This is a genomic window from Halodurantibacterium daqingense (assembly GCF_042666235.1).
Lineage (GTDB): Bacteria > Pseudomonadota > Alphaproteobacteria > Rhodobacterales > Rhodobacteraceae > Halodurantibacterium > Halodurantibacterium daqingensis.
Genome location: NZ_JBHTFQ010000016.1, coordinates 1 through 17,888 on the forward strand (window position 1 = coordinate 1; position 17,888 = coordinate 17,888).

Annotated in this window: 17 protein-coding genes and 1 tRNA gene; 6 read left to right on the top strand and 12 right to left on the bottom strand. The window is 63.7% G+C overall.

What is annotated here, in order from left to right; all coding sequences use genetic code 11:
• The first annotated feature begins 50 nt into the window (after positions 1-50).
• A tRNA-Met gene (locus tag ACFQXB_RS18865) sits at positions 51-127 on the top strand.
• On the opposite strand, the gene ACFQXB_RS18870 is transcribed toward ACFQXB_RS18865, so the two are convergent.
• The 4 genes from ACFQXB_RS18870 to ACFQXB_RS18885 all read right to left on the bottom strand — a co-directional run bounded on the left by ACFQXB_RS18870 (position 84) and on the right by ACFQXB_RS18885 (position 2,943).
• On the bottom strand, positions 84-1,781 hold the full coding sequence (locus ACFQXB_RS18870; RefSeq protein ID WP_377406822.1) for a recombinase family protein: 1,698 nt from the start codon (positions 1,779-1,781) through the stop codon (positions 84-86). The genes ACFQXB_RS18865 and ACFQXB_RS18870 overlap by 44 nt on opposite strands.
• A gap of 26 nt (positions 1,782-1,807) precedes the next feature.
• Complete coding sequence (locus tag ACFQXB_RS18875) at positions 1,808-2,233, bottom strand: hypothetical protein (protein ID WP_377406777.1); 426 nt, start codon at positions 2,231-2,233, stop codon at positions 1,808-1,810.
• Entirely contained in the window at positions 2,220-2,498 is a 279-nt protein-coding gene (locus ACFQXB_RS18880) for a type II toxin-antitoxin system prevent-host-death family antitoxin (protein WP_377406778.1), read from the bottom strand. The genes ACFQXB_RS18875 and ACFQXB_RS18880 overlap by 14 nt, the downstream gene beginning before the upstream one ends.
• A gap of 61 nt (positions 2,499-2,559) precedes the next feature.
• A complete protein-coding gene (locus tag ACFQXB_RS18885) occupies positions 2,560-2,943 on the bottom strand; it encodes a hypothetical protein (RefSeq protein WP_377406779.1) in 384 nt (127 codons plus the stop codon).
• Between ACFQXB_RS18885 and ACFQXB_RS18890 the strand changes: the two genes are divergently transcribed.
• Positions 2,943-3,530, top strand: a complete 588-nt coding sequence (locus tag ACFQXB_RS18890) for a LysR family transcriptional regulator (protein WP_377406823.1) — start codon at positions 2,943-2,945, stop codon at positions 3,528-3,530. The two genes, ACFQXB_RS18885 and ACFQXB_RS18890, sit on opposite strands and share 1 nt — an antisense overlap.
• Here the strand turns inward: ACFQXB_RS18890 and ACFQXB_RS18895 are convergent.
• From ACFQXB_RS18895 to ACFQXB_RS18905, 3 genes are read right to left on the bottom strand one after another with little or no spacing between them, the layout of a single operon-like run.
• Complete coding sequence (locus tag ACFQXB_RS18895) at positions 3,508-4,449, bottom strand: AEC family transporter (RefSeq protein WP_377406780.1); 942 nt, start codon at positions 4,447-4,449, stop codon at positions 3,508-3,510. The genes ACFQXB_RS18890 and ACFQXB_RS18895 overlap by 23 nt on opposite strands.
• Positions 4,450-4,459: 10 nt before the next feature.
• On the bottom strand, positions 4,460-5,383 hold the full coding sequence (locus ACFQXB_RS18900; protein ID WP_377406781.1) for an NAD(P)-dependent oxidoreductase: 924 nt from the start codon (positions 5,381-5,383) through the stop codon (positions 4,460-4,462).
• Between the two features lie 19 nt (positions 5,384-5,402).
• Positions 5,403-6,611: an aminotransferase-like domain-containing protein gene (locus ACFQXB_RS18905; RefSeq protein WP_377406782.1), complete on the bottom strand. Its 1,209-nt coding sequence runs from the start codon at positions 6,609-6,611 to the stop codon at positions 5,403-5,405.
• Positions 6,612-6,862: 251 nt separating this feature from the next.
• Between ACFQXB_RS18905 and ACFQXB_RS18910 the strand changes: the two genes are divergently transcribed.
• On the top strand, positions 6,863-7,327 hold the full coding sequence (locus ACFQXB_RS18910) for an Lrp/AsnC family transcriptional regulator (RefSeq protein WP_377406783.1): 465 nt from the start codon (positions 6,863-6,865) through the stop codon (positions 7,325-7,327).
• A gap of 147 nt (positions 7,328-7,474) precedes the next feature.
• Here ACFQXB_RS18910 and ACFQXB_RS18915 read toward each other — a convergent pair whose 3' ends face one another.
• From ACFQXB_RS18915 to ACFQXB_RS18935, 5 genes are all read right to left on the bottom strand, one after another.
• Positions 7,475-8,140 (bottom strand): MarR family winged helix-turn-helix transcriptional regulator, encoded by a 666-nt coding sequence (locus tag ACFQXB_RS18915; protein WP_377406784.1) that lies wholly within the window; start codon positions 8,138-8,140, stop codon positions 7,475-7,477.
• 416 nt (positions 8,141-8,556) lie between these two features.
• Positions 8,557-9,330 (bottom strand): enoyl-CoA hydratase-related protein, encoded by a 774-nt coding sequence (locus ACFQXB_RS18920; protein ID WP_377406785.1) that lies wholly within the window; start codon positions 9,328-9,330, stop codon positions 8,557-8,559.
• 11 nt (positions 9,331-9,341) lie between these two features.
• Positions 9,342-10,109 carry a glucose 1-dehydrogenase gene (locus ACFQXB_RS18925; RefSeq protein WP_377406786.1) on the bottom strand — a complete coding sequence of 256 codons (768 nt, stop codon included), beginning with the start codon at positions 10,107-10,109 and terminating at the stop codon, positions 9,342-9,344.
• Positions 10,110-10,149: 40 nt separating this feature from the next.
• Complete coding sequence (locus ACFQXB_RS18930) at positions 10,150-11,784, bottom strand: AMP-binding protein (RefSeq protein ID WP_377406787.1); 1,635 nt, start codon at positions 11,782-11,784, stop codon at positions 10,150-10,152.
• Between the two features lie 93 nt (positions 11,785-11,877).
• Positions 11,878-13,875, bottom strand: a complete 1,998-nt coding sequence (locus tag ACFQXB_RS18935; protein ID WP_377406788.1) for an oxidoreductase — start codon at positions 13,873-13,875, stop codon at positions 11,878-11,880.
• A gap of 389 nt (positions 13,876-14,264) precedes the next feature.
• Between ACFQXB_RS18935 and ACFQXB_RS18940 the strand changes: the two genes are divergently transcribed.
• The 3 genes from ACFQXB_RS18940 (at position 14,265) to ACFQXB_RS18950 (ending at position 17,882) form a co-directional block, all read left to right on the top strand.
• Positions 14,265-15,464 carry an ABC transporter substrate-binding protein gene (locus ACFQXB_RS18940; protein WP_377406789.1) on the top strand — a complete coding sequence of 400 codons (1,200 nt, stop codon included), beginning with the start codon at positions 14,265-14,267 and terminating at the stop codon, positions 15,462-15,464.
• Positions 15,465-15,536: 72 nt separating this feature from the next.
• Complete coding sequence (locus ACFQXB_RS18945) at positions 15,537-16,703, top strand: acyl-CoA dehydrogenase family protein (protein ID WP_377406790.1); 1,167 nt, start codon at positions 15,537-15,539, stop codon at positions 16,701-16,703.
• Between the two features lie 30 nt (positions 16,704-16,733).
• Positions 16,734-17,882, top strand: coding sequence for an acyl-CoA dehydrogenase family protein (locus ACFQXB_RS18950; RefSeq protein ID WP_377406791.1), 1,149 nt, complete (start codon positions 16,734-16,736; stop codon positions 17,880-17,882).
• The last annotated feature ends 6 nt before the right edge of the window (positions 17,883-17,888 follow it).

The window sequence follows — 17,888 nt, forward strand, 5'->3', positions numbered from 1 at the left end:
ACCTAGAAAGAAACACAAAGTATCCCTCAATACGTGCAAAAAACAACCACCGCGGGGTGGAGCAGCCCGGTAGCTCGTCAGGCTCATAACCTGAAGGTCGTAGGTTCAAATCCTACCCCCGCAACCACTGATGCCAACACTCCCGTAGTTTCTACTGCGGGAGTTTTTGCTTTTGGGCTTCCCGCACTTTCCTGACGCGCCAACCAATGCAGGATCGTCCGCAGATCGCCATAGAGCGTCGCGTAGATCTCGCCGCGCGTGGAACCGGGAGTCAGGATGATCTTCTCGATCAGGCCACGGAGTGCCTCGGCCGCCTCGACCTGTTCGCCGGGATTGTCCAGGGCCTCGGTAAGGCGGGTGACCCGCTTTGCGTAGATCGTCGAGGCGATCGGCAGGACATCCGGAATGTCCTGCGGAACCTCGGCGAGACGGGCAGTCAGTTGCGCCTTACGTTCCTCCAGCCCGTCCATCTCGGCTTTCATGCTCGGATGGAGCATGCCGGCCTTGATCGCGTCGATGATGCCCCGGATGTCCTTCTCGACCTTGGCGAGTTCGCTCCGCCAGGCGTCGCCATTGGCGCGACGCTCGCGGTTCAGCCGGTTGGTCTCCTCGGCATAGGCCTTCATCGCATCGGCGGCGATCTCGGGCGCCATCAGCCGATCCTTGATCCCGGCCAGCACCCGTTGTTCGAGTTCCTCCTGGCGGATTGTGGCCTTGTTGGTGCAATTGCCTTTGCTGATATGGTTCGAGCAGGCGAACCGCCCGGCGCCGCGCAGCGAATAGGGACCCTGACAGCAACCGCAAAAGACCAGTCCGGACAACAGTGACCGCGGTCGGCGGGTGGTGTTCAGCCTGTTGTTCTGGTGGTGCGCGCGGATCGCTTCGGTCACGTTGACGTATTTCTCGGCGATGTCAGCCTGCCGCGCCTTGACCGCCTGCCAGAGTTCGTCGTCGAGAATTCGCAGTTCCGGCACCTCGGTGGTGATCCATTCGGAGACCGGGTTCATTCGCGAAACCCGTTTGCCGGTGCGGGGATCCTTGATGTAGCGCATCCGGTTCCAGACCAGGCGGCCGATGTAGAGCTCGTTGTTGATCAGCCCTGTGCCGCGCTTGACGTGGCCCCGAATTGTCGTGTCGCCCCACGGTTTGCCACCGGGGCCTTGAATGCCTTCCGCGTTCAGGGTCCGGGCGATGGTGCGGGGACCGATCCCGGCCGCGAATTCCCGGAAGATGCGGCGGACGATATCGGCTTCGGCTTCGTTGATCTCACGGTCGCCGCGGATCAACTCGCCGCGGGCATCCATCTGCTTGATGACGTTGTAGCCGAACGAGATGCCACCGCCTGATTTGCCCTCCTCGACCCTCCCGCGCAAGCCGCGGCGGGTCTTGGCGGCGAGGTCCTTCAGCATCAGGGCATTCATCGTGCCTTTCAGGCCGACATGCAGCTCGGTGATCTCACCTTCGGCCAGCGTGAACATCGGCACGCCGGCGAACTGGAGATGCTTGAACAGGGTAGCCGTATCGGCCTGGTCGCGGCTGATCCGGTCCAGAGCCTCCGAGAGCACGAGGTCGAACTGGCCCGCCTGTGCGTCCTGAAGCAACGTCTGGATGCCGGGTCGCAAGATCATGCTGGAGCCGGAGATGCTCGCATCCTTGTAGGCGCCGACGACCTTCCAGCCCTCGCGTTTCGCCTGCTCGCGGCAGATGCGGAACTGGTCCTCGATCGAGGCATCGCGCTGGTTGTCGGAGGAATAGCGGGCATAGAGGGCAACGCGGGTCATTCCCGGGTCCTTTCGCAACTCAAGGGTCAGCGGCGCACGGCGCCGCTTTTCTTTGCTCTCGCCAGTTCGAGGAAGGCAGCCTTGATCGTCGAGAACAACCCAGGCGGGATGAAACCGTAGCTGAACTCTCCGCGCTTGCCGGGAACCGGCGACAGCCCGCCATTGGGCCATTCATCGACATTGTGCTCCGAGACGATCACCCAACTCGGCGCGTCGTCGAGTCCGATGGCCTGCTTCACGCTCAAAGGGATCTTGATGCCGACCGTTTCGCCGGAGGGCGGCGTGTGGGTGATCGGCAGCAACACCACATAGCGGGGCCGAACCAGCGCATCGGTTGCAGCGACCAGGCAGGTCGGCCGGTCCTTTCCCTGAGTCTGGCCGCCGGCAGCCTCATGCGTCCAGAGATAATCGTAGCGGATGACGAGGCCGGGCTTCGGTTCAGGTGCTGCCACGTCGCCGGCCCTGTTTCAGGAGATCGTCGAGAGGCGCGTGTTCCGGGTCCATCTCGGCACGCTCCACCGCGTCGATCACCACATCGGCGGCATCCACCGTGCGATGCGTCCGCTGCGCGGCGGCGCGGAGCCAGTCATAGTGATCGGCGGACATCAGCACGAACTCGCGGCGACCGTGCCGGGTGATTTCCACCGGCTCGCGCTGCGCCTGATGCTGGAACTCGCCGAACTTGCGCTGGAATTCGAGGGAACCGACTGTCGGCATGGCGGGCATCCTATTCCTCGGGATGCCTGCATTATACGTATAGTCCGACTGAAGGCAAGCGTCATGGACTCTTGTCCGCTGAGCGTGTGGCGTGCGAGCTGGTCTGGGCCTTCTGCTCCCGCGCGACAGCCCGCTGGAATTCTTCCCGGGCGATCTGCCGACCGATGATGCGGGCCAGGGCGCGCACGGCTTGGTCGGCGGCTTCGAATGATGCCTCTCGTCCGGTCGGCGGCAGGACTTCGATCACCAGCTTTTCTTGTCTTGCATCCATCGCCTCGGATCCAAACTGCGGTTCCAGGAGAAAAGGGAAGCAGGGATTGTCATTTGGGGGAAGGGTGCTTGGGCGATCGGAGTAGTGGCGGATACCCAGGCGTAGAAATAGGACAGTCTGGCTCGAAGCCTCGGCAATAAGACAGACGTCGAGAGAGGCCTCATGACCTGCCACTGAATTTTCAGTCAGCGACGAGCGGAGCCCGGCATGGGTCGTTCGCCCGCGCCGGCGAAGCCGTCGGGCTGAGGCAGTCGGCGATCAGCTTGCAGGTGAAGGGGTTCGAGGATGAGTTTGGCGTCCGGTTGTTCGACCACTCGCGGCGGCGGCGGTCGGTTCTGACCGAGGCCGGCAGGATCGTACTGGTCAAGGCCGAGGAGATCCTTGCGCTCTACGATCAGATCGAGCCGGCACTCAGCGACGAACAATCGCTTGCTGGCCAGTTGAAGCTCGGGGCGATCCAGTCAGCGCTCAAAGGCGTACTGCCGGCCGCGCTCGCGGTGCTAAACCGCGAGCATCCGCGTGTTCGCGTGCATGTTGCGAGCGGCATGTCTCAGGACCTAGCTACAAAGGTTGCAGCAGGCGATTTGGATGCGGCGATCACATCCGAACCCATGCGGCCCCATCCGCAGGATCTCGTCTGGACGCCGCTTTACGAGGACAGATTCTGGATCGTGGCACCGCCCGGTTGCGAGCGAACACAGCTGCGCGCCGTTGGTTTCCTCTCGTGCACGGCTGATACTACAGATATGGCATCGCGCTGACGAGTAAGGTAATGGTCAAGACGGACAGCAGTGTCGAACCGATGATGGTGCGCGAAGACACCGCAGCGTCACGGCGGTAAAGTTCGGCAAGCATGAACGAACCCGTTCCCGCCGGGAGCGCGGCCAGCAGGACCACGGCCTGGGTGGCGAATGTCGAGAGATCGAAGACGAAACGCGCCAGGATCCATGCCAGCAGCGGGTGCAGCAGGAGCTTGCAGACGATCAGGAACACAGTCGCTCCGTAGCGGGCATCGCCTCCGGGCCGGTTCGACGCGACGAACAGGCCGAGTGCTACCAGAGCACAGGGCGCGGCCGCTCCTCCGAGCAGTCTCAGAAAGGTCTCTGCCGGAGCGGGCAGGACAAGGCCGGTGAGTGGAAACACCGTCGCGACAGCCGGGGCAACGAGGACCGGGTTGCGGATCAACGTGACCGCGACTTTGATCGCCAGCCGCAGCGGCCGGGCCTCGTCCTGTCGCCCGATCTCGATGAGCACGATCGCGGCGGCGAAGATCACGCACATGGTGATGATCGAGCCAATCGTGGCGGGGACCAGCGCTTCGGGGCCGAGCGCGACCAGCACGATCGGGAAACCGACGAAGCCTATGTTCGCATAGCCGGCGTTCAGCCCATCGATGGCCCCGTCTACCAGATTGCCGGTGCGGCGGACGCTGATGATCAGTGCAAGCGCCATGCTGAGCGCGGCGCTGATGGTGAAGGATGCGATGAAGCCCGGCTGCCTAAGGTCGTTCCAGTCGGCCGTGGCAACGACGTGGAACAAGAGCGCCGGCAGGGCGAGCCAGACAACGAAGCGGTTGATCTCGGCCGTGGCGTGCGGGCCGAACACGGCGGTTCGCCCCGCGAGCCAGCCTGCGAGGATCAGCGCGAAGACGGGCAGGACAATCAGAAGGGCGGCAAGCATTCCTGCCACCTTATCCGGCTGATTGTGGGGAACCGCCAGCGGCGCCGAGGGCTTCGGTCCGGGCCTCGATGGCTTTGACCGCCGAGATCATATCCTCCCGGCCGTTGCCGAGCGCGACGCTCTCGCCATAGAGCGCGCTGGCCAGGTCGAGCAGTGGCGTGGCGATCCCGAACGCTCGCGCCGCGTCGGCGATGAGCCGTGTGCTGTTGAGGGCATCCTCGGTCGCGGCCTGGACGGAGAAGTCCCGCGCGATGAACTTCGGCAGTTTCATTCGGGTGAAGTCGCAGCTCATCGGACCGGAGTCGATCGCCGCCTTGAACGTGTCGAGGTCGAGCCCGAGCCGGTCGGCGAAGTGGATCGCTTCCGCCATGCCCGCTAGCATGGTGTTCAGATAGTGGTTGACCGCGAGCTTCATCAGCAGCGCATCGCCGACCGGGCCGCAGAGCACGCTTTCCCGGCAGACGGGCGAAAGCAGCGGGCGGATCTCGGCCACCGTTTCCGGTTTGCCGCCAAGAAGTACGACTAGTTGACCGGTTTCGGCCGGTTTGCGTGATCCCGAGACAGGCGCCTCCACATAATGGCCGCCGGTGGCCTCGATCTCCCTTGCAAGCTTGCGGGAGTAGTCCGGCGGGTTTGAGCCCATTGAGACGACTACATGGCCTTTGACCAGATCGGCGAAGTGCGGCGTGCCGCGCCGCAGGACGGCATCCAGCGCCGCCTCGTTGACCAGCATGCAGATGACGACACGGGCGCGGGCGAAGACCTCATCGGCATCCGCCGCCACCCTGGCGCCGGCCTCGCGCAAGGGCTCGCAAGCCTGGGGCGAGCGGTTCCAGACCACCAGCCGCGTTCCCGCCTTCGCCAGATTGAGCGCCATCGGCTGGCCCATGACGCCGAGCCCGATGAAGCCGATATCTTCCGCTCTTTCCGTCATCACCCTGTCCACGTTTCTATCAGCTATCATTCCGCCGCAGCGCTTTCGCCAGCCGCTCGATCCCGCGTTCGAGCTTTTCCTCGTCGTTGAAGGTGAAGGAGAGCCGGATCGCCGGGGGCGTGATGCCGAGCGGATCGAACGGCTGACTGCCGCCGACGAGCACGCCCTCGGCCATGCCGAGATCGACCAGCCTGTCGAGGTCGATCCCCGGATCGCGCGCCGTAGCCCAGACGAACATGCCGCCCACTGGCGCCTCCCACGTGAACCAACCGCCGATATGCCGCGCCATGGCGGCGCAGAGCGCGTCGCGGCGCGCGCGGTAGAGACCGACGATGCGCGGATGGCATTCCTCGATCAGCCCTTCCTCGATAGCCGCTGCGGCCATGCACTGGGCCAGCCCGTTCGAGCAGAGGTCGCTCGCCTGTTTGGCAGTGGTCAGCGCCCGGATCGTGTCTGGCGCGGCGATGATCCAGCCGATCCTCAGACCCGGGGCGAGTTGCTTGGACAGGCTGGCCAGATAGATCACCGGACAGTCGTCGAGGTTCTCGCGGCCCTCGGAGGAAAGTTGCAGCAGGGTCGGCACCGGCGCTCCGTCATAGAAGAGCGAGCCGTATGGATCGTCCTCGACGAGCGGCGTTCCGGAGGCTCGCGCCGTCGCGATCAACCGCCGCCGTTCCGCTTCGCTCACCAGATGCCCGGTTGGATTGGAGAAGTTCGGGATCATGTAGGTGAAGGCTGCGCCTGCCATTGAGACTGCGAGGTCGTTGCCCGCGCGCAGCCCGAGATGGCGATAGCGCGGCCCGCGCGGCCGCCACGCATCGAACGCTCCGGCGTAGCTCGGGAACTCGCAAACCACCGTGTCGCCGGGCGTGACCAGGACCTTGCCGACGAGATCGAGCGTCTGTGTGCCGCTGGCCGTGACCAGCACGTTCTCAGCCGAGGCCGGGACACCGCGTTCCCGGTAGCGGCGGGCGATAGCCTCGCGCAGCGCCGGCAGACCCGCCGTCGGGCCGTAGCCCAAGGCATCCTCCGGCCGTTCGCGGATCACCCGTGTGGCGATTTCCGCCAACGCTGCGGACGGCAGGAGCGAGGGATCGGGCAAGCCACCCGAAAGGTTGACAAGGCCAGGAATGCGGGCAGCTTCGATGTTGCGACTGGTCAGATCGTTGGTCTCGGCAAGCCAGTGTGCGAATCGCGGAGCTAGAGCGGCGGCGGACTGGTCGGTCATGATGGCAGGGTTCCGTGGACGGCGAAGATGGTGACGGAAAGGTGTCCCCGCCTCAGCGCCTCAGCTTTCACACCCGGAGTGGGGAGAAACCATGCGATACCGTCTGCGGTCCTTCCGAACTCGACGGCGCAGAAGATAGCGCCAATCCAATGGATAAAATCACCAAATAATGCCCTATGTGCTAGAATATGTGGCTGACCATGCTACGATGTCGACTAATGATAGTCGATTGCTCCACATAGCCGAACGCCATGCCCAGAACCCTGGATGAGATCGACCTGCGCATCCTGCGCGTCCTCCAGCAGGATGGGCGCAGGACCAACGCGGAGATCGCCGAAGCGGTCGGCCTTTCACCCACACCCTGCCTGCGGCGGATTCGGCTGTTGGAGGAAGAAGGGGTCATCCGCCGCTACGTTGCGCTGCTCGACGCTGCACAACTGGGGCTTGGGCTTTCGGTGTTCGTCCGGGTCTGGCTCAAAGGGCAGGACGCGGATTCGGTCAGCAGTTTTATCGCGGCGGTCCGGCGAACGCCGGAAATCGTCGAATGCCACCTGATGGCGGGGGACTGCGACTACATCCTGCGGGTGGTGAGCCGCGACATGGACGACTATCGACGCTTCCAGATGGAGCGGCTTTCGGGGTTGCCGGGAATCCTGAACTTCAAGACAGATATCCCGATGCAGCTTGTCAAATGGTCCACCGAATTGCCGATCTGAAGCGTACCGACCAGAACAGCATCACAGTGCGTCCAAGGGCGAGGAGTCACAGGCGGCCGCTTCTCCGTTCTTTGCATGGCTCCGGTATCGGATCGGAGCGGCGCCCGCCCTGTGGCCATGAGCCGGATTGCAGGCCGCCGGGCGCATCTATTCCCGATCGGAGGAGTCTTTCGTCTCAACGCGACTAAGGTCGACATTCGCAAGATCCTTGCGAAGTTCATTGAGATAGTGAACCAGCGCAACCCGTTCGTCGAAGGTGAAACGTGATGCGGCCTGATCGTAAAACTGGTAGATCCGCTGAAGAACCTCCGACCATGTGGCACGGCCGTGTTCAGTAAGCTGAACGATTCTCGACCGTTTGTCTCCGTCGCCTGTGACGCGGCGGACGAGGCCATCGCGTTCGAGCCGCTTCAGAACGCCGTCCAGGTTTTGGCGGCTGACGACAAGATAGTCGCCAAGCTGGCTCAGAGGAATCCCGGAGGCATACTTTTCCTGTGAAAGCGCTCCGAGAACGGACCACTGCACGGTCGTAATTCCCAATTGTTGTACGGCCTGTCTTTGCAGCTCGTTCCCCAGCTGAAAGAGGCGGAAGAAGATGCGGTTGTTGAGCTGATCGTATCCAGGACCCCGTCGAGAAATCGACGCGCCCTTTTGCTGGTCCGTCCTCGTCTCCGGGCCGTTGGACCCGGGCGTGCGACGTCTCTGCTCCCGCAAGCGAACGCTTTCGGGACTTGCTGCGCCAGCGGCTGACCCATTGGGCAGGCGGTCAGCAGGTCTGCTCGCTTCCTGATCGTCTTTCATCGTTGAGCTCATGTACCCTTCCTGCCCTGACCCTGCCACGCATACTCCGCGGCAATCATGGTCGTGATCACAACGCCTCAGCCCTCTCTTTTACCTCCAGAATGGATGATCTTGAAGAACCCTTCTAGGAATGCGGGTACGGACGTCCCCGTGCAACCCCGGACACCAACTCCACAAACGGCCACATCCTGCCTTGAGGAGCAAACGAAATCTCGGCCACCGAGCCAGTGGCTACGGCGCGCTTCGACATTGGCTTCTTCCACCGCTGCGGGGATGCGACCGCCACGCCACGGAACTGGGCGTGGCGGTCGCCCCGCGAGCGAAGAGAGGCCAGGCTGGCGTGGTCCGCTGGCCCAGAAGCTGGTTCCTACGCATGCATGGCCTTCCGTCAGCAGCGGGCCGCTAGCGGCTCGGTCAGTGTGGCATGGCTAGCCGCGGAACCTCGCGGGGCGTTTCTCGAGGAAGGCCTTGACACCCTCCTTCGACTCTTCCGTCTGGTAGAACAGGCTCAACGCCTGCATGCCGATGGCCGAGATGCCGCGGATCGATTCCGAGTCCAGATTGAACGACTTCTTCGCGATGGAGATCGCCGTGGGGCTGAGCGCGGCGATTTCGGCACACCAACGCTCCACCTCCTCGTCGAGTTCCTCGGGCGGTACAACCGCGTTGATCAGGCCCATCCTGAGCGCCTCATCCGCGGGATAGCGGCGGCAGAGGAACCAGATCTCGCGTGCCTTCTTCTCGCCGACGACCCGCGCCAGCAGGGCCGTACCAAAGCCGGGATCGACGGAGCCGACCTTCGGGCCGACCTGGCCGAACTGCGCGTTCGAGGACGCGATTGCGAGATCGCAGCAGGTCACGAGGACGTTGCCCCCTCCGATGGCAAAGCCGTTGACCCGAGCGATGACAGGCTTGGGCGCATCCCGGATGACGGTCTGGAGCTCTTCGACCGGCAGGCCGATGGTCCCGCGCCCGTCATAGGCGCCATCATGGGCGGATTGGTCGCCGCCGGTGCAAAATGCCTTGGGTCCGGCTCCGGTCAGCACGATCGCCGCGACAGATTTGTCCCAGCTCGCCTTGCCGATGGCGTGGATCAGCTCCTCGCAGGTCTGGCCCCGGAAGGCATTGTATTTCTCCGGGCGGTTGATGGTGATCCAGGCCGCGGCGCCCCGGGTTTCGTAGATGATGTCCTGATATTCCATGGGGATTTTCCTCAACCGTGCATCGTAAGACCGCCAGAAACGCTGATCACCTGGCCGGTGATGAAGTCTGCGTCGCTGCTGGCGAAGAAGGCGACCATCCCCGGAATATCCGCGGGCTGGCCAAGGCGTTTCAGCGGGATCGCCTTCTGGAGCTTGTCGTAGATCTTCTGGCCATACTCGCCTTCACCGATGAAGGAGCGCAGCAGCGCGGTGTCGGTCGGGCCCGGGCAGACGACATTTACCCGCACGTTGTCGCGAGCATTTTCCCGTGCGATCGTCTTGGAGAAGGCGATCAGGCCGCCCTTGCACGCGGAATACACCGACTCTCCCGACGAGCCGACGCGTCCGGCATCGGAGGCGATGTTGATGATTTTGCCCCCGCCAGAGGCGATCATGACGGGTAGCACCGCCTTGTGGAGGTTGAGCGGCCCGAACAGGTTGATCGAGACGATCTTCTCCCAGAGGTCGGGATCGGTGTCGAGGAAAGGCTTCGCGATGTCCCAGCCCGCGTTGTTGACGAGAATGTCGATCTGGCCGAACCGCGCTTGAGCCTGCTCGACGGCGCTGCCCACTGCCTCGAAATCGGTGATGTCGAAGGCGAGGGGCAGCACATCGCCGCCTTTGGCACGGAGATGTTCAGCCAGCTTTTCAAGCGCGGCAGCATTCACGTCGGCCGCGACGAGATTCACGCCCTCGTCCACGAGACGTTCGCAGATTGCCTGCCCGATCCCGCCTGCGGCGCCAGTCACGATCGCTGTGCGTCCTTCAAGTCCTCTCATTGGTCGTCTCCATTTTGCGCCAGCGGCGCCTCAACTTTCTTCACGCAACCTGCTCGACGAGCTTGCGCAGGCGGAACTTCTGCACCTTCCCTGTCGCCGTCCGCTCGATCGGCCCAAAGATGATGCGGCGCGGCACCTTGAACTTTGCAAGGTGGGCGCGGCAGAACTCGATCACCTCTTCCTGGGTGACCTGGTTGGCGGGGCCAGGCTTCAGTTCGATGAAGGCACAGGGCGTCTCGCCCCAGCGGTCGTCCTTCATCGCCACGACCGCGGCATAAGACACCGAAGGGTGCTGGAAGAGCACATCCTCGACCTCGATGGAGGAGATGTTCTCGCCGCCCGAGATGATGATGTCCTTCGAGCGGTCCTTGATCTCGACATAGCCGTCCTCATGCACGACGGCGAGGTCGCCCGTCCGATACCAGCCGCCCGCGAAAGCCTCCTCGGTGGCTTGCGGATTCTTGAGGTAGCCCTTCATGCCGGTGTTGCTGCGATAGAGGATCTCGCCCATTACCGCCCCGTTGTGCGGCACCGGATCCAGTGTGACCGGATCGGCGACGATCATCGCATCCGTCACCACCGTGCGGACGCCCTGGCGCGCCATCATATGCGAGCGCTCCTCGGGCGGCAGGTCGTCCCATTCGCGATGCCAGTCGCAGAGCGTGGTGACGCTGTGCAACTCGGTGGCGCCATAGACGTGGCGGACAGTGAAGCCGAGCGCTTCGGTGTCGCGCAGGATCGCTGCCGGCGGGGCCGCCCCGGCCGTCATCACCGCGACCGGCCGCGTGAGCTTCAGCCCGGTCCGCGCGGCACCGTCGATCAGCATTCCCAGAACGGTCGGTGCGCCGCAGAGATGGGTGACGCCATGCTCTTCGATCGCGTTGAAAATGTCCTCGGCGATGACCTTGCGCTGGCAGACATGCGTGCCGCCGACCGCCGCGACCGCCCAGGAAAAGCACCAGCCGTTGCAGTGGAACATCGGCAAGGTCCACAGGTAGATCGAGTTGCTGTCCATCCGGTGATGCAGCAACTGGCTGAGGCAGGTCAGATACACGCCGCGGTGGTGATAGAGCACACCCTTCGGATTGCCGGTCGTTCCCGACGTGTAGTTGAGCGAGATCACCTCGAACTCGTCCTCGGGCCAATAGGTCGGCTCTTCCGCGTGGCCCTTGCGGAGCAGTTCCTCGTAGGTCAGTGTGCCGATCCTCTCGCCGCCCTCGGCCAGCGGGTCCTCGATGTCGACGACCAGCGGCTTCACCTGCGCGATTTCGAGGGCTGCCTTCGCGACCTCGCTCAGCTGCTTGTCGACGAGGAAAACCCGCGCCTCGCAGTGGTCCAGAATGAAGGCGATGGCTGCCGCATCGAGACGGATGTTGAGGGTGTTCAGAATGGCACCTGCCATCGGCACGCCGAAATGCGCCTCCAGAACGGCAGGCGTGTTGGGCGCGAGGATCGCAACCGTCTCGCCGCTGCGCACCCCGGAATGCATCAAAGCGGACGCAAGCTGCTTGCAGCGTTGAGCATGTTCGCGCCAGGTGAAGCGTTGCTCGCCATGGATGACGGCCACGCGATCTGGAAACACATCGGCGGCGCGCAGCAGGAAGTTGAGCGGGGTCAGCGGCCGGAAGTTTGCGGGCCGCTTCTGAAGGTAGCTTGCATCCAGATCGAGTGACATTTTTCCTCCTCCAAGTCTGATATTCGCGCTGTTTGTTTAGCCCCGGGTCTGCTCACGACGACCCGCCGGCGAAGGATGGGGCCATCGAGACGGTCAGATGCGATTGCCGGTGACAGCGCCTTCGAAGATCGCGCGCTTTGCGTCGAGTTCTCCCGCGAGCTTCGCGCCGCCAATGACGTGGACCGACTGGCCACGCGCCTCGAGATCATCTGCGAGCGCGCGCACCGATGTCTGGCCAGCGCAGACGACGATCGTGTCCGCCGGCAGCACCTCGACCTGCCCTCCGACCTCGATGTGAAGCCCTTCGGCGTCGATCTTCAGGTAGTTCACCTCGCCGATCTGGCGGACGCCCAGATCCTTGAGTTCCTTGCGCAGGATCCAGCCTGTGCTCTTGCCGAGCGTCTTGCCAAAAGCTCCGGGAGAACGCTTCAGTATCGTCACCGAACGGCGCGGTTTGGGCAGAACCGTCTGTCCCCCAACGCCCCAGCGACGCTCGAACTCCGCAACCGTCTGGCTGCGGTGATCCTCACCGAGCGCAAGGGTCAGGGCGACGTCATGTCCGATCCCGCCCGCACCGATGATGACAACCCGCTTGCCTGCTTTGACCGAACCGTCGAGGATGCTGGTATAGCCGACCACCCTGGGATCGTCGGCACCCGGAATGTCCAGATGCCGCGGGGCGACACCGGTGGAAACGATGACCTCATCGTAGTTCTCGCGCCCGAGGGCGGCGCTCTCCACGCGGCTGCCCGTCTGGACATGGATGCCTGCATCTGAAAGCTGACGCCGGAAGCTCTCGATCGCCCGGCCATAGTCCTCTTTGCCAGGGACCTGAGCGGCAAGGGTGAACTGGCCACCGATCTCCCTGCCTGCCTCATAGAGCGTCACATGATGACCGCGGCGTCCGGCCTCAAGCGCTGCGGCGATCCCCGCCACCCCGCCGCCAACCACCGCTACGCGCTTGGCCTCGGGCGCGGGCTCGTCGGAGAACTCCCCTTCGCGGGCCGCACGCGGGTTCACCAGGCAGCTGATGACCTGTCCGGTGAAGTAGTGGTCCAGACAGGCCTGGTTGCAGGCGATGCAGATATTGATCAGATCTCCCTTACCGTCGTGCAACTTGTTCACGAAGGCCGCATCGGCAAGGAAAGGCCGCGCCATCGAGATCAGATCCGCGGTGCCTTCGGCCACAAGACGCTCGGCATCCTCGGGAAGGTTGATCCGGTTGCTCGCGGTCACGGGGATCGAGACGACTGATCGAATACGGCGGGTCGCCTCGGCAAAAGCGGCATGCGGCACCGTCCCGGCAATGGTCGGGACAGTAGATTCGTGCCAGCCGATTCCGGTGGAGAGACAGTCGGCTCCGGCCTTTTCGACCTCACCCGCCAGCCATTGGGTCTCCTCGTCGTTCAGGCCGCCGTCGATCAGTTCCAGGGCCGATATGCGGTAGGAGAGTATGCGTTCCGGGCCGATGGCCTCGCGCACCGCGCGCACGACAGAGAGCGGGAAGCGGGCGCGGTTTTCGAGTGCGCCACCCCATTCATCGGTCCGCGCATTGGTGCGCGTGGCGAGGAACTGGCTGATCAGATAGCCTTCCGAGCCCATCACCTCGACGCCGTCGTAGCCCGCCGCGATAGCGAGCATCGCGGTATTGGCGTAGTCCGCGATCGTCTGGGTGACCTCCTCGGCGTCCAGCTCGCGCGGCATGTCGCGGTTGATGGGCGACTTGATTGCCGAGGGCGCCACGATCGCCGGATGATAGCCGTAGCGGCCCGCATGGAGGATCTGCAGGAGTATGCGCCCACCGGCGGCGTGAACGGCATCGGTAATCTTGCGGTGATCCTCGACCTGGTCGGGCCTTTCCAGCGTACCGGGTTCGTCCTTCATCCGGCCGGCAAAGTTCGGGGCGAATCCCCCGGTCACGATCAGGCCGACACCGCCCTTCGCGCGTTCGGCATAGAACCGGCCGAGCTCGTCGAACCGCTCCGGATGGCATTCCAGCCCGGTGTGCATGGACCCCATGACCACCCTATTGGGCAATGTGACCGATCCCACACGCACGGGTCGCAGCAGCGCGAAGCGCTCGTCCTGCATAGCTACCTCCTCCCTATTGGCTGTCGACGGGCACCTTCGACAGCTCCTCCTCTAAGGCTATCCGGTAGCCATTCCTGCAATCTGTGTCAATATCATTACTTGTTAGACGGACTTCCGGTTAGTGGGCCTCCACCTCCCGGCACGATCACACAAGACCTGCATCGCCAAATTTCCAAGTTTCCAAGCAGAGACAGGGATGTTGTCGCCCGACACGGCCGCTCCATGGGGTCATAGCTGTCGGAGACTGAATCAACATATTGACAGTTATTCGGATTCGCTGGTAGTCGATGTGCACGGTTGCCGAGCGCAGCCAAACAACCCGGCTTGAACCCTGGACTTGAGGAGCAGTCCCCGAGCAAGCCGCTGAAAATGGGATGGAGGAGACCCCCATGAAACTGAAAGGCGCTTTGCTCGCCTGTGCGGTCGTGCTTTCTCACGCACCCGCATGGGCGGAAACGACGATTCGGCTCGGTGTCCTCACCGACCTGAGTGGACCCTACGCCGATCTCTCCGGACGGGGGTCGGTGATCGCGACCGAAATGGCAGTCGAGGAGTTCCTCGAGCAGAACCCCGGTTTCACGATCGAGGTTCTTTCGGCCGACCATCAGAACCGGCCTGACGTCGGCTCGGCGATTCTGCGTGAATGGTACGACGCGCGCGGGGTCCATGCTGTGGTGGATGTGGCGAGTTCCGCCGTCGCCCTCGCCGCGAGCAACATCACGCGCGACGCGAACAGGGTGTTCCTTGCGTCTGGACCGGCCTCGTCCGACATCACCGGCAGCGCCTGTTCGCCCAACACGATCCAGTGGACCTATGACACCTATGCCCTGAGCCGCGGGACCGGAACGGCACTCGCGGAAGCGGGAGGCGATCGGTGGTTCTTTCTCACCGCCGACTATGCCTTCGGCCACGCAATGGAACGCGATACCTCGCACTTCGTCGAGGCCGCGGGTGGCACCGTCCTCGGCCAGGTTCGCCATCCCATCAATACGCCCGACTTTTCTTCCTTCCTGCTGCAAGCCCAGGCCTCGGGCGCCAATGTCGTCGGCCTCGCCAACGCGGGGGCCGACACGATCAACGCCGTCAAGCAAGCCTCGGAATTCGGGCTGACCTCCAGCGGAATCCGGCTGGCCGGCCTCCTCGTCTTCATCACCGATGTCTTCAGCCTGGGGATCGACGTGGCACAGGGCCTCGTGGTGACCGAAGCCTACTACTGGGACCTGAACGACGACACGCGGGCCTTCGCCGAGCGTTTCGCCGCGCGCATGAACGGGCGAATGCCGAGCCAGATCCACGCCGGTGCCTACTCGGCGACCCTCCACTATCTGCGGGCGGTGGCGGAGGCTGGCTCGCCTGAGGACGGCGCGGGGATCGTTCAGATCATGGTGGCCACCCCCACCGAGGACCAGGCCTTCGGCACCGGCTCGATCCGGATCGACGGTCGGAAGCTCCACGATATGTATCTGTTCGAGGTGAAGGCCCCGTCCGAATCCACGAGCCCCTGGGATCTCTACACGCTTCTCGCAACGATCCCGGCCGAGGAGGCTTTCCGCCCTCTCGAAGAGAGCGAGTGCCCGCTGGTCCAGTAAGCCATCATGCGGCCGCAGGAAGGTGACCTCCAGCGGCCGCACCTTGTCCTTGTTCCGCCAACGAGATCAGCCATGCAATCCTATATGCGTTTTGAACAGTCCCGCGACTGGACCGAAGAAGAAGAATTGATCATCGAACAGGTGAGGCGGATCGCGGCGGACATCGTCGCCCCCAGGGCGGGCGAGTACGACGAGACCAAGGAATTTCCCTGGCCGAGCTTCGAGGCCTTCCGGGATCTCGGCCTGAACGGGATCTTCGTGCCCGAGGAGTACGGCGGATCGCCTGTCAGCTATCGGTGCTTCCTCGAGATCGTGCGGATCATCTCCGAAGCCTGCGCCGCGACCGGGATCACCTTCGGCACCACCGGGGCAACGGTGAAACCGATCATCGAATTCGGAACCGAGCATCAAAAACAGACGTTCCTGCCGCGCTTCGCCGAAGGCGCGATCGGCGCCCTCGCCATTACCGAGCCGCATGCCGGATCGGATGCGAGCAACATGCGCACGAGGTTCCGCCCCGATGGCGACGAAATCGTCATCGACGGCGGCAAGATCTTCATCACCTCGGGCAGCGTTGCAGACTACATCCTGCTGTTCGGCAAGTGGACCGATCTGGGCGATTCCGCCAAAGCCGTTTCGGCGCTGCTGCTCGAGAAGGGTACGCCCGGCTTCGATATCGTCCGGCTGGAAAGGAAGATGGGCACAAATGCCTCGCCGACGGCCGAGATCGCGTTCAGCGACTGTCGCGTGCCGCGCGCCAACCTGATCGGCGAGCCCGGAGACGGCATGAAGATCATGCTGTCCGTACTGAACAAGTCACGCCCCAGCGTCGCCTCGCAGGCCCTGGGGATCGCTTCGGCCGCGCTGAACGACATGCTCGCCTATGCCAACGAACGGCAGCAGGGCGGCAAGCGCATCATCGAGCATCAGGCGATCTCCTTCATGATTGCCGATCATGCCACCGAACTCCTGTCGGTGCGCTTGCTGCTCGACCATGTCGGGCGGCTGGTTGATGCCGGTGTCCGCGACATGAGCGTCGAGGCGTCGATGCTGAAGACGAAGGCTTCCGATCTCGCGATGCGGCTGACGACGGATGCCGTCCAGGTCTTCGGCGGCCATGGCTATGTCAAGGAGCACCGCGTCGAGCGCCTGATGCGCGAGGCAAAGATCACGCAGATCTGGGAGGGTACCAACCAGATCCAGCGTCAAGTCGTCGCCCGCGACCTCATCGCGCGCTGACAATACCCAAAGTCGGAAAGGTGGTGGATCGTGGCTCTTGATCCCGAAACATTCAGTCTTTTGCTCGATACCGTCGGGCGCTTCGTGAACGAACGCCTGATCCCGCGGGAAGAAGAGGTCGTCGAAGCCAATGCGATCCCTGCGGACGTCGTTGCCGGGATGAAGGAACTGGGCCTTTTCGGACTCTCCATCGCCGAGGAGTTTGGCGGCCTCGGCCTGTCGATGGAGGAAGAGGTCCGCGTCGTCTTCGAACTTGGGCGCGCCTCGCCGGCCTTCCGCTCGGTCGCCGGGACGAATATCGGCATCGGCTCGCAGTCGATCGTCATCGCCGGCACTCAGGAGCAGAAGGAGAAATACCTTCCTGCGCTCGCCTCCGGCGATCTGGTCGGTTCCTTCGCATTGACCGAGCCCGACGCCGGGTCCGATGCGATGGCATTGCGCACGACGGCACGCAAGGACGGTGACCACTACATCCTCAATGGAACCAAGCGCTACATCACCAATGCGCCGAGTGCCGGTCTTTTCTCGGTCATGGCACGCACCGCGCCCGAGCGGAAGGCCGATGCGATCTCCTGCTTCCTCGTCGAGGCGGGCACCCCCGGCATCAAGCTCGGCCCGCCCGACAAGAAGATGGGCCAGCGCGGCGCGCTGACCTGCGACGTCGTCTTCGAGGACTGCCTCGTGCCGGCCTCGGCATTGCTGGGCAATCAAGAGGGCAACGGCTTCCGCACCGCAATGAAGGTACTCGACAAAGGGCGCTTGCACATTGCCGCGCTCTGCGTCGGCATCGCCGACCGGCTGATCCGCGAGTCCGTCCTCTATGCGAAGGACCGCAAGCAGTTCGGCCAGCCGATTGCCGAGTTCCAACTCATCCAGGCCATGCTGGCCGACAGCGAGGCCGATACCTATGCCGCGCGCTGCATGATCCTCGATGCCGCCGCGCGCCGCGACCGTGGCGAGAACACCACGCGACAGGCGGCCTGCGCCAAGATGTTCGCGACCGAGATGGTCAGCCGGGTCGCCGACCGGGCCGTCCAGATCTTCGGCGGCGCGGGCTACATGGCCGAATATCCGGTCGAGCGGTTCTACCGCGACGTGCGCCTGTTCAGGATCTTCGAAGGCACCACGCAGATCCAGCAGCTGGTGATCGCCCGCGAGCTGCTCAAGGCAACCGGCTGAGGGAAA

Excerpts from the sequence above, each read along its gene's own strand:
- ACFQXB_RS18870 (WP_377406822.1), bottom strand. The coding sequence starts at position 1,781 with ATGACCCGCGTTGCCCTCTATGCCCGCTATTCCTCCGACAACCAGCGC.
- ACFQXB_RS18880 (WP_377406778.1), bottom strand. The coding sequence starts at position 2,498 with ATGCCGACAGTCGGTTCCCTCGAATTCCAGCGCAAGTTCGGCGAGTTC.
- ACFQXB_RS18895 (WP_377406780.1), bottom strand. The coding sequence starts at position 4,449 with ATGCTTGCCGCCCTTCTGATTGTCCTGCCCGTCTTCGCGCTGATCCTC.
- ACFQXB_RS18900 (WP_377406781.1), bottom strand. The coding sequence starts at position 5,383 with ATGACGGAAAGAGCGGAAGATATCGGCTTCATCGGGCTCGGCGTCATG.
- ACFQXB_RS18905 (WP_377406782.1), bottom strand. The coding sequence starts at position 6,611 with ATGACCGACCAGTCCGCCGCCGCTCTAGCTCCGCGATTCGCACACTGG.
- ACFQXB_RS18910 (WP_377406783.1), top strand. The coding sequence starts at position 6,863 with ATGCCCAGAACCCTGGATGAGATCGACCTGCGCATCCTGCGCGTCCTC.
- ACFQXB_RS18915 (WP_377406784.1), bottom strand. The coding sequence starts at position 8,140 with ATGAGCTCAACGATGAAAGACGATCAGGAAGCGAGCAGACCTGCTGAC.
- ACFQXB_RS18920 (WP_377406785.1), bottom strand. The coding sequence starts at position 9,330 with ATGGAATATCAGGACATCATCTACGAAACCCGGGGCGCCGCGGCCTGG.
- ACFQXB_RS18925 (WP_377406786.1), bottom strand. The coding sequence starts at position 10,109 with ATGAGAGGACTTGAAGGACGCACAGCGATCGTGACTGGCGCCGCAGGC.
- ACFQXB_RS18930 (WP_377406787.1), bottom strand. The coding sequence starts at position 11,784 with ATGTCACTCGATCTGGATGCAAGCTACCTTCAGAAGCGGCCCGCAAAC.
- ACFQXB_RS18935 (WP_377406788.1), bottom strand. The coding sequence starts at position 13,875 with ATGCAGGACGAGCGCTTCGCGCTGCTGCGACCCGTGCGTGTGGGATCG.
- ACFQXB_RS18940 (WP_377406789.1), top strand. The coding sequence starts at position 14,265 with ATGAAACTGAAAGGCGCTTTGCTCGCCTGTGCGGTCGTGCTTTCTCAC.
- ACFQXB_RS18945 (WP_377406790.1), top strand. The coding sequence starts at position 15,537 with ATGCAATCCTATATGCGTTTTGAACAGTCCCGCGACTGGACCGAAGAA.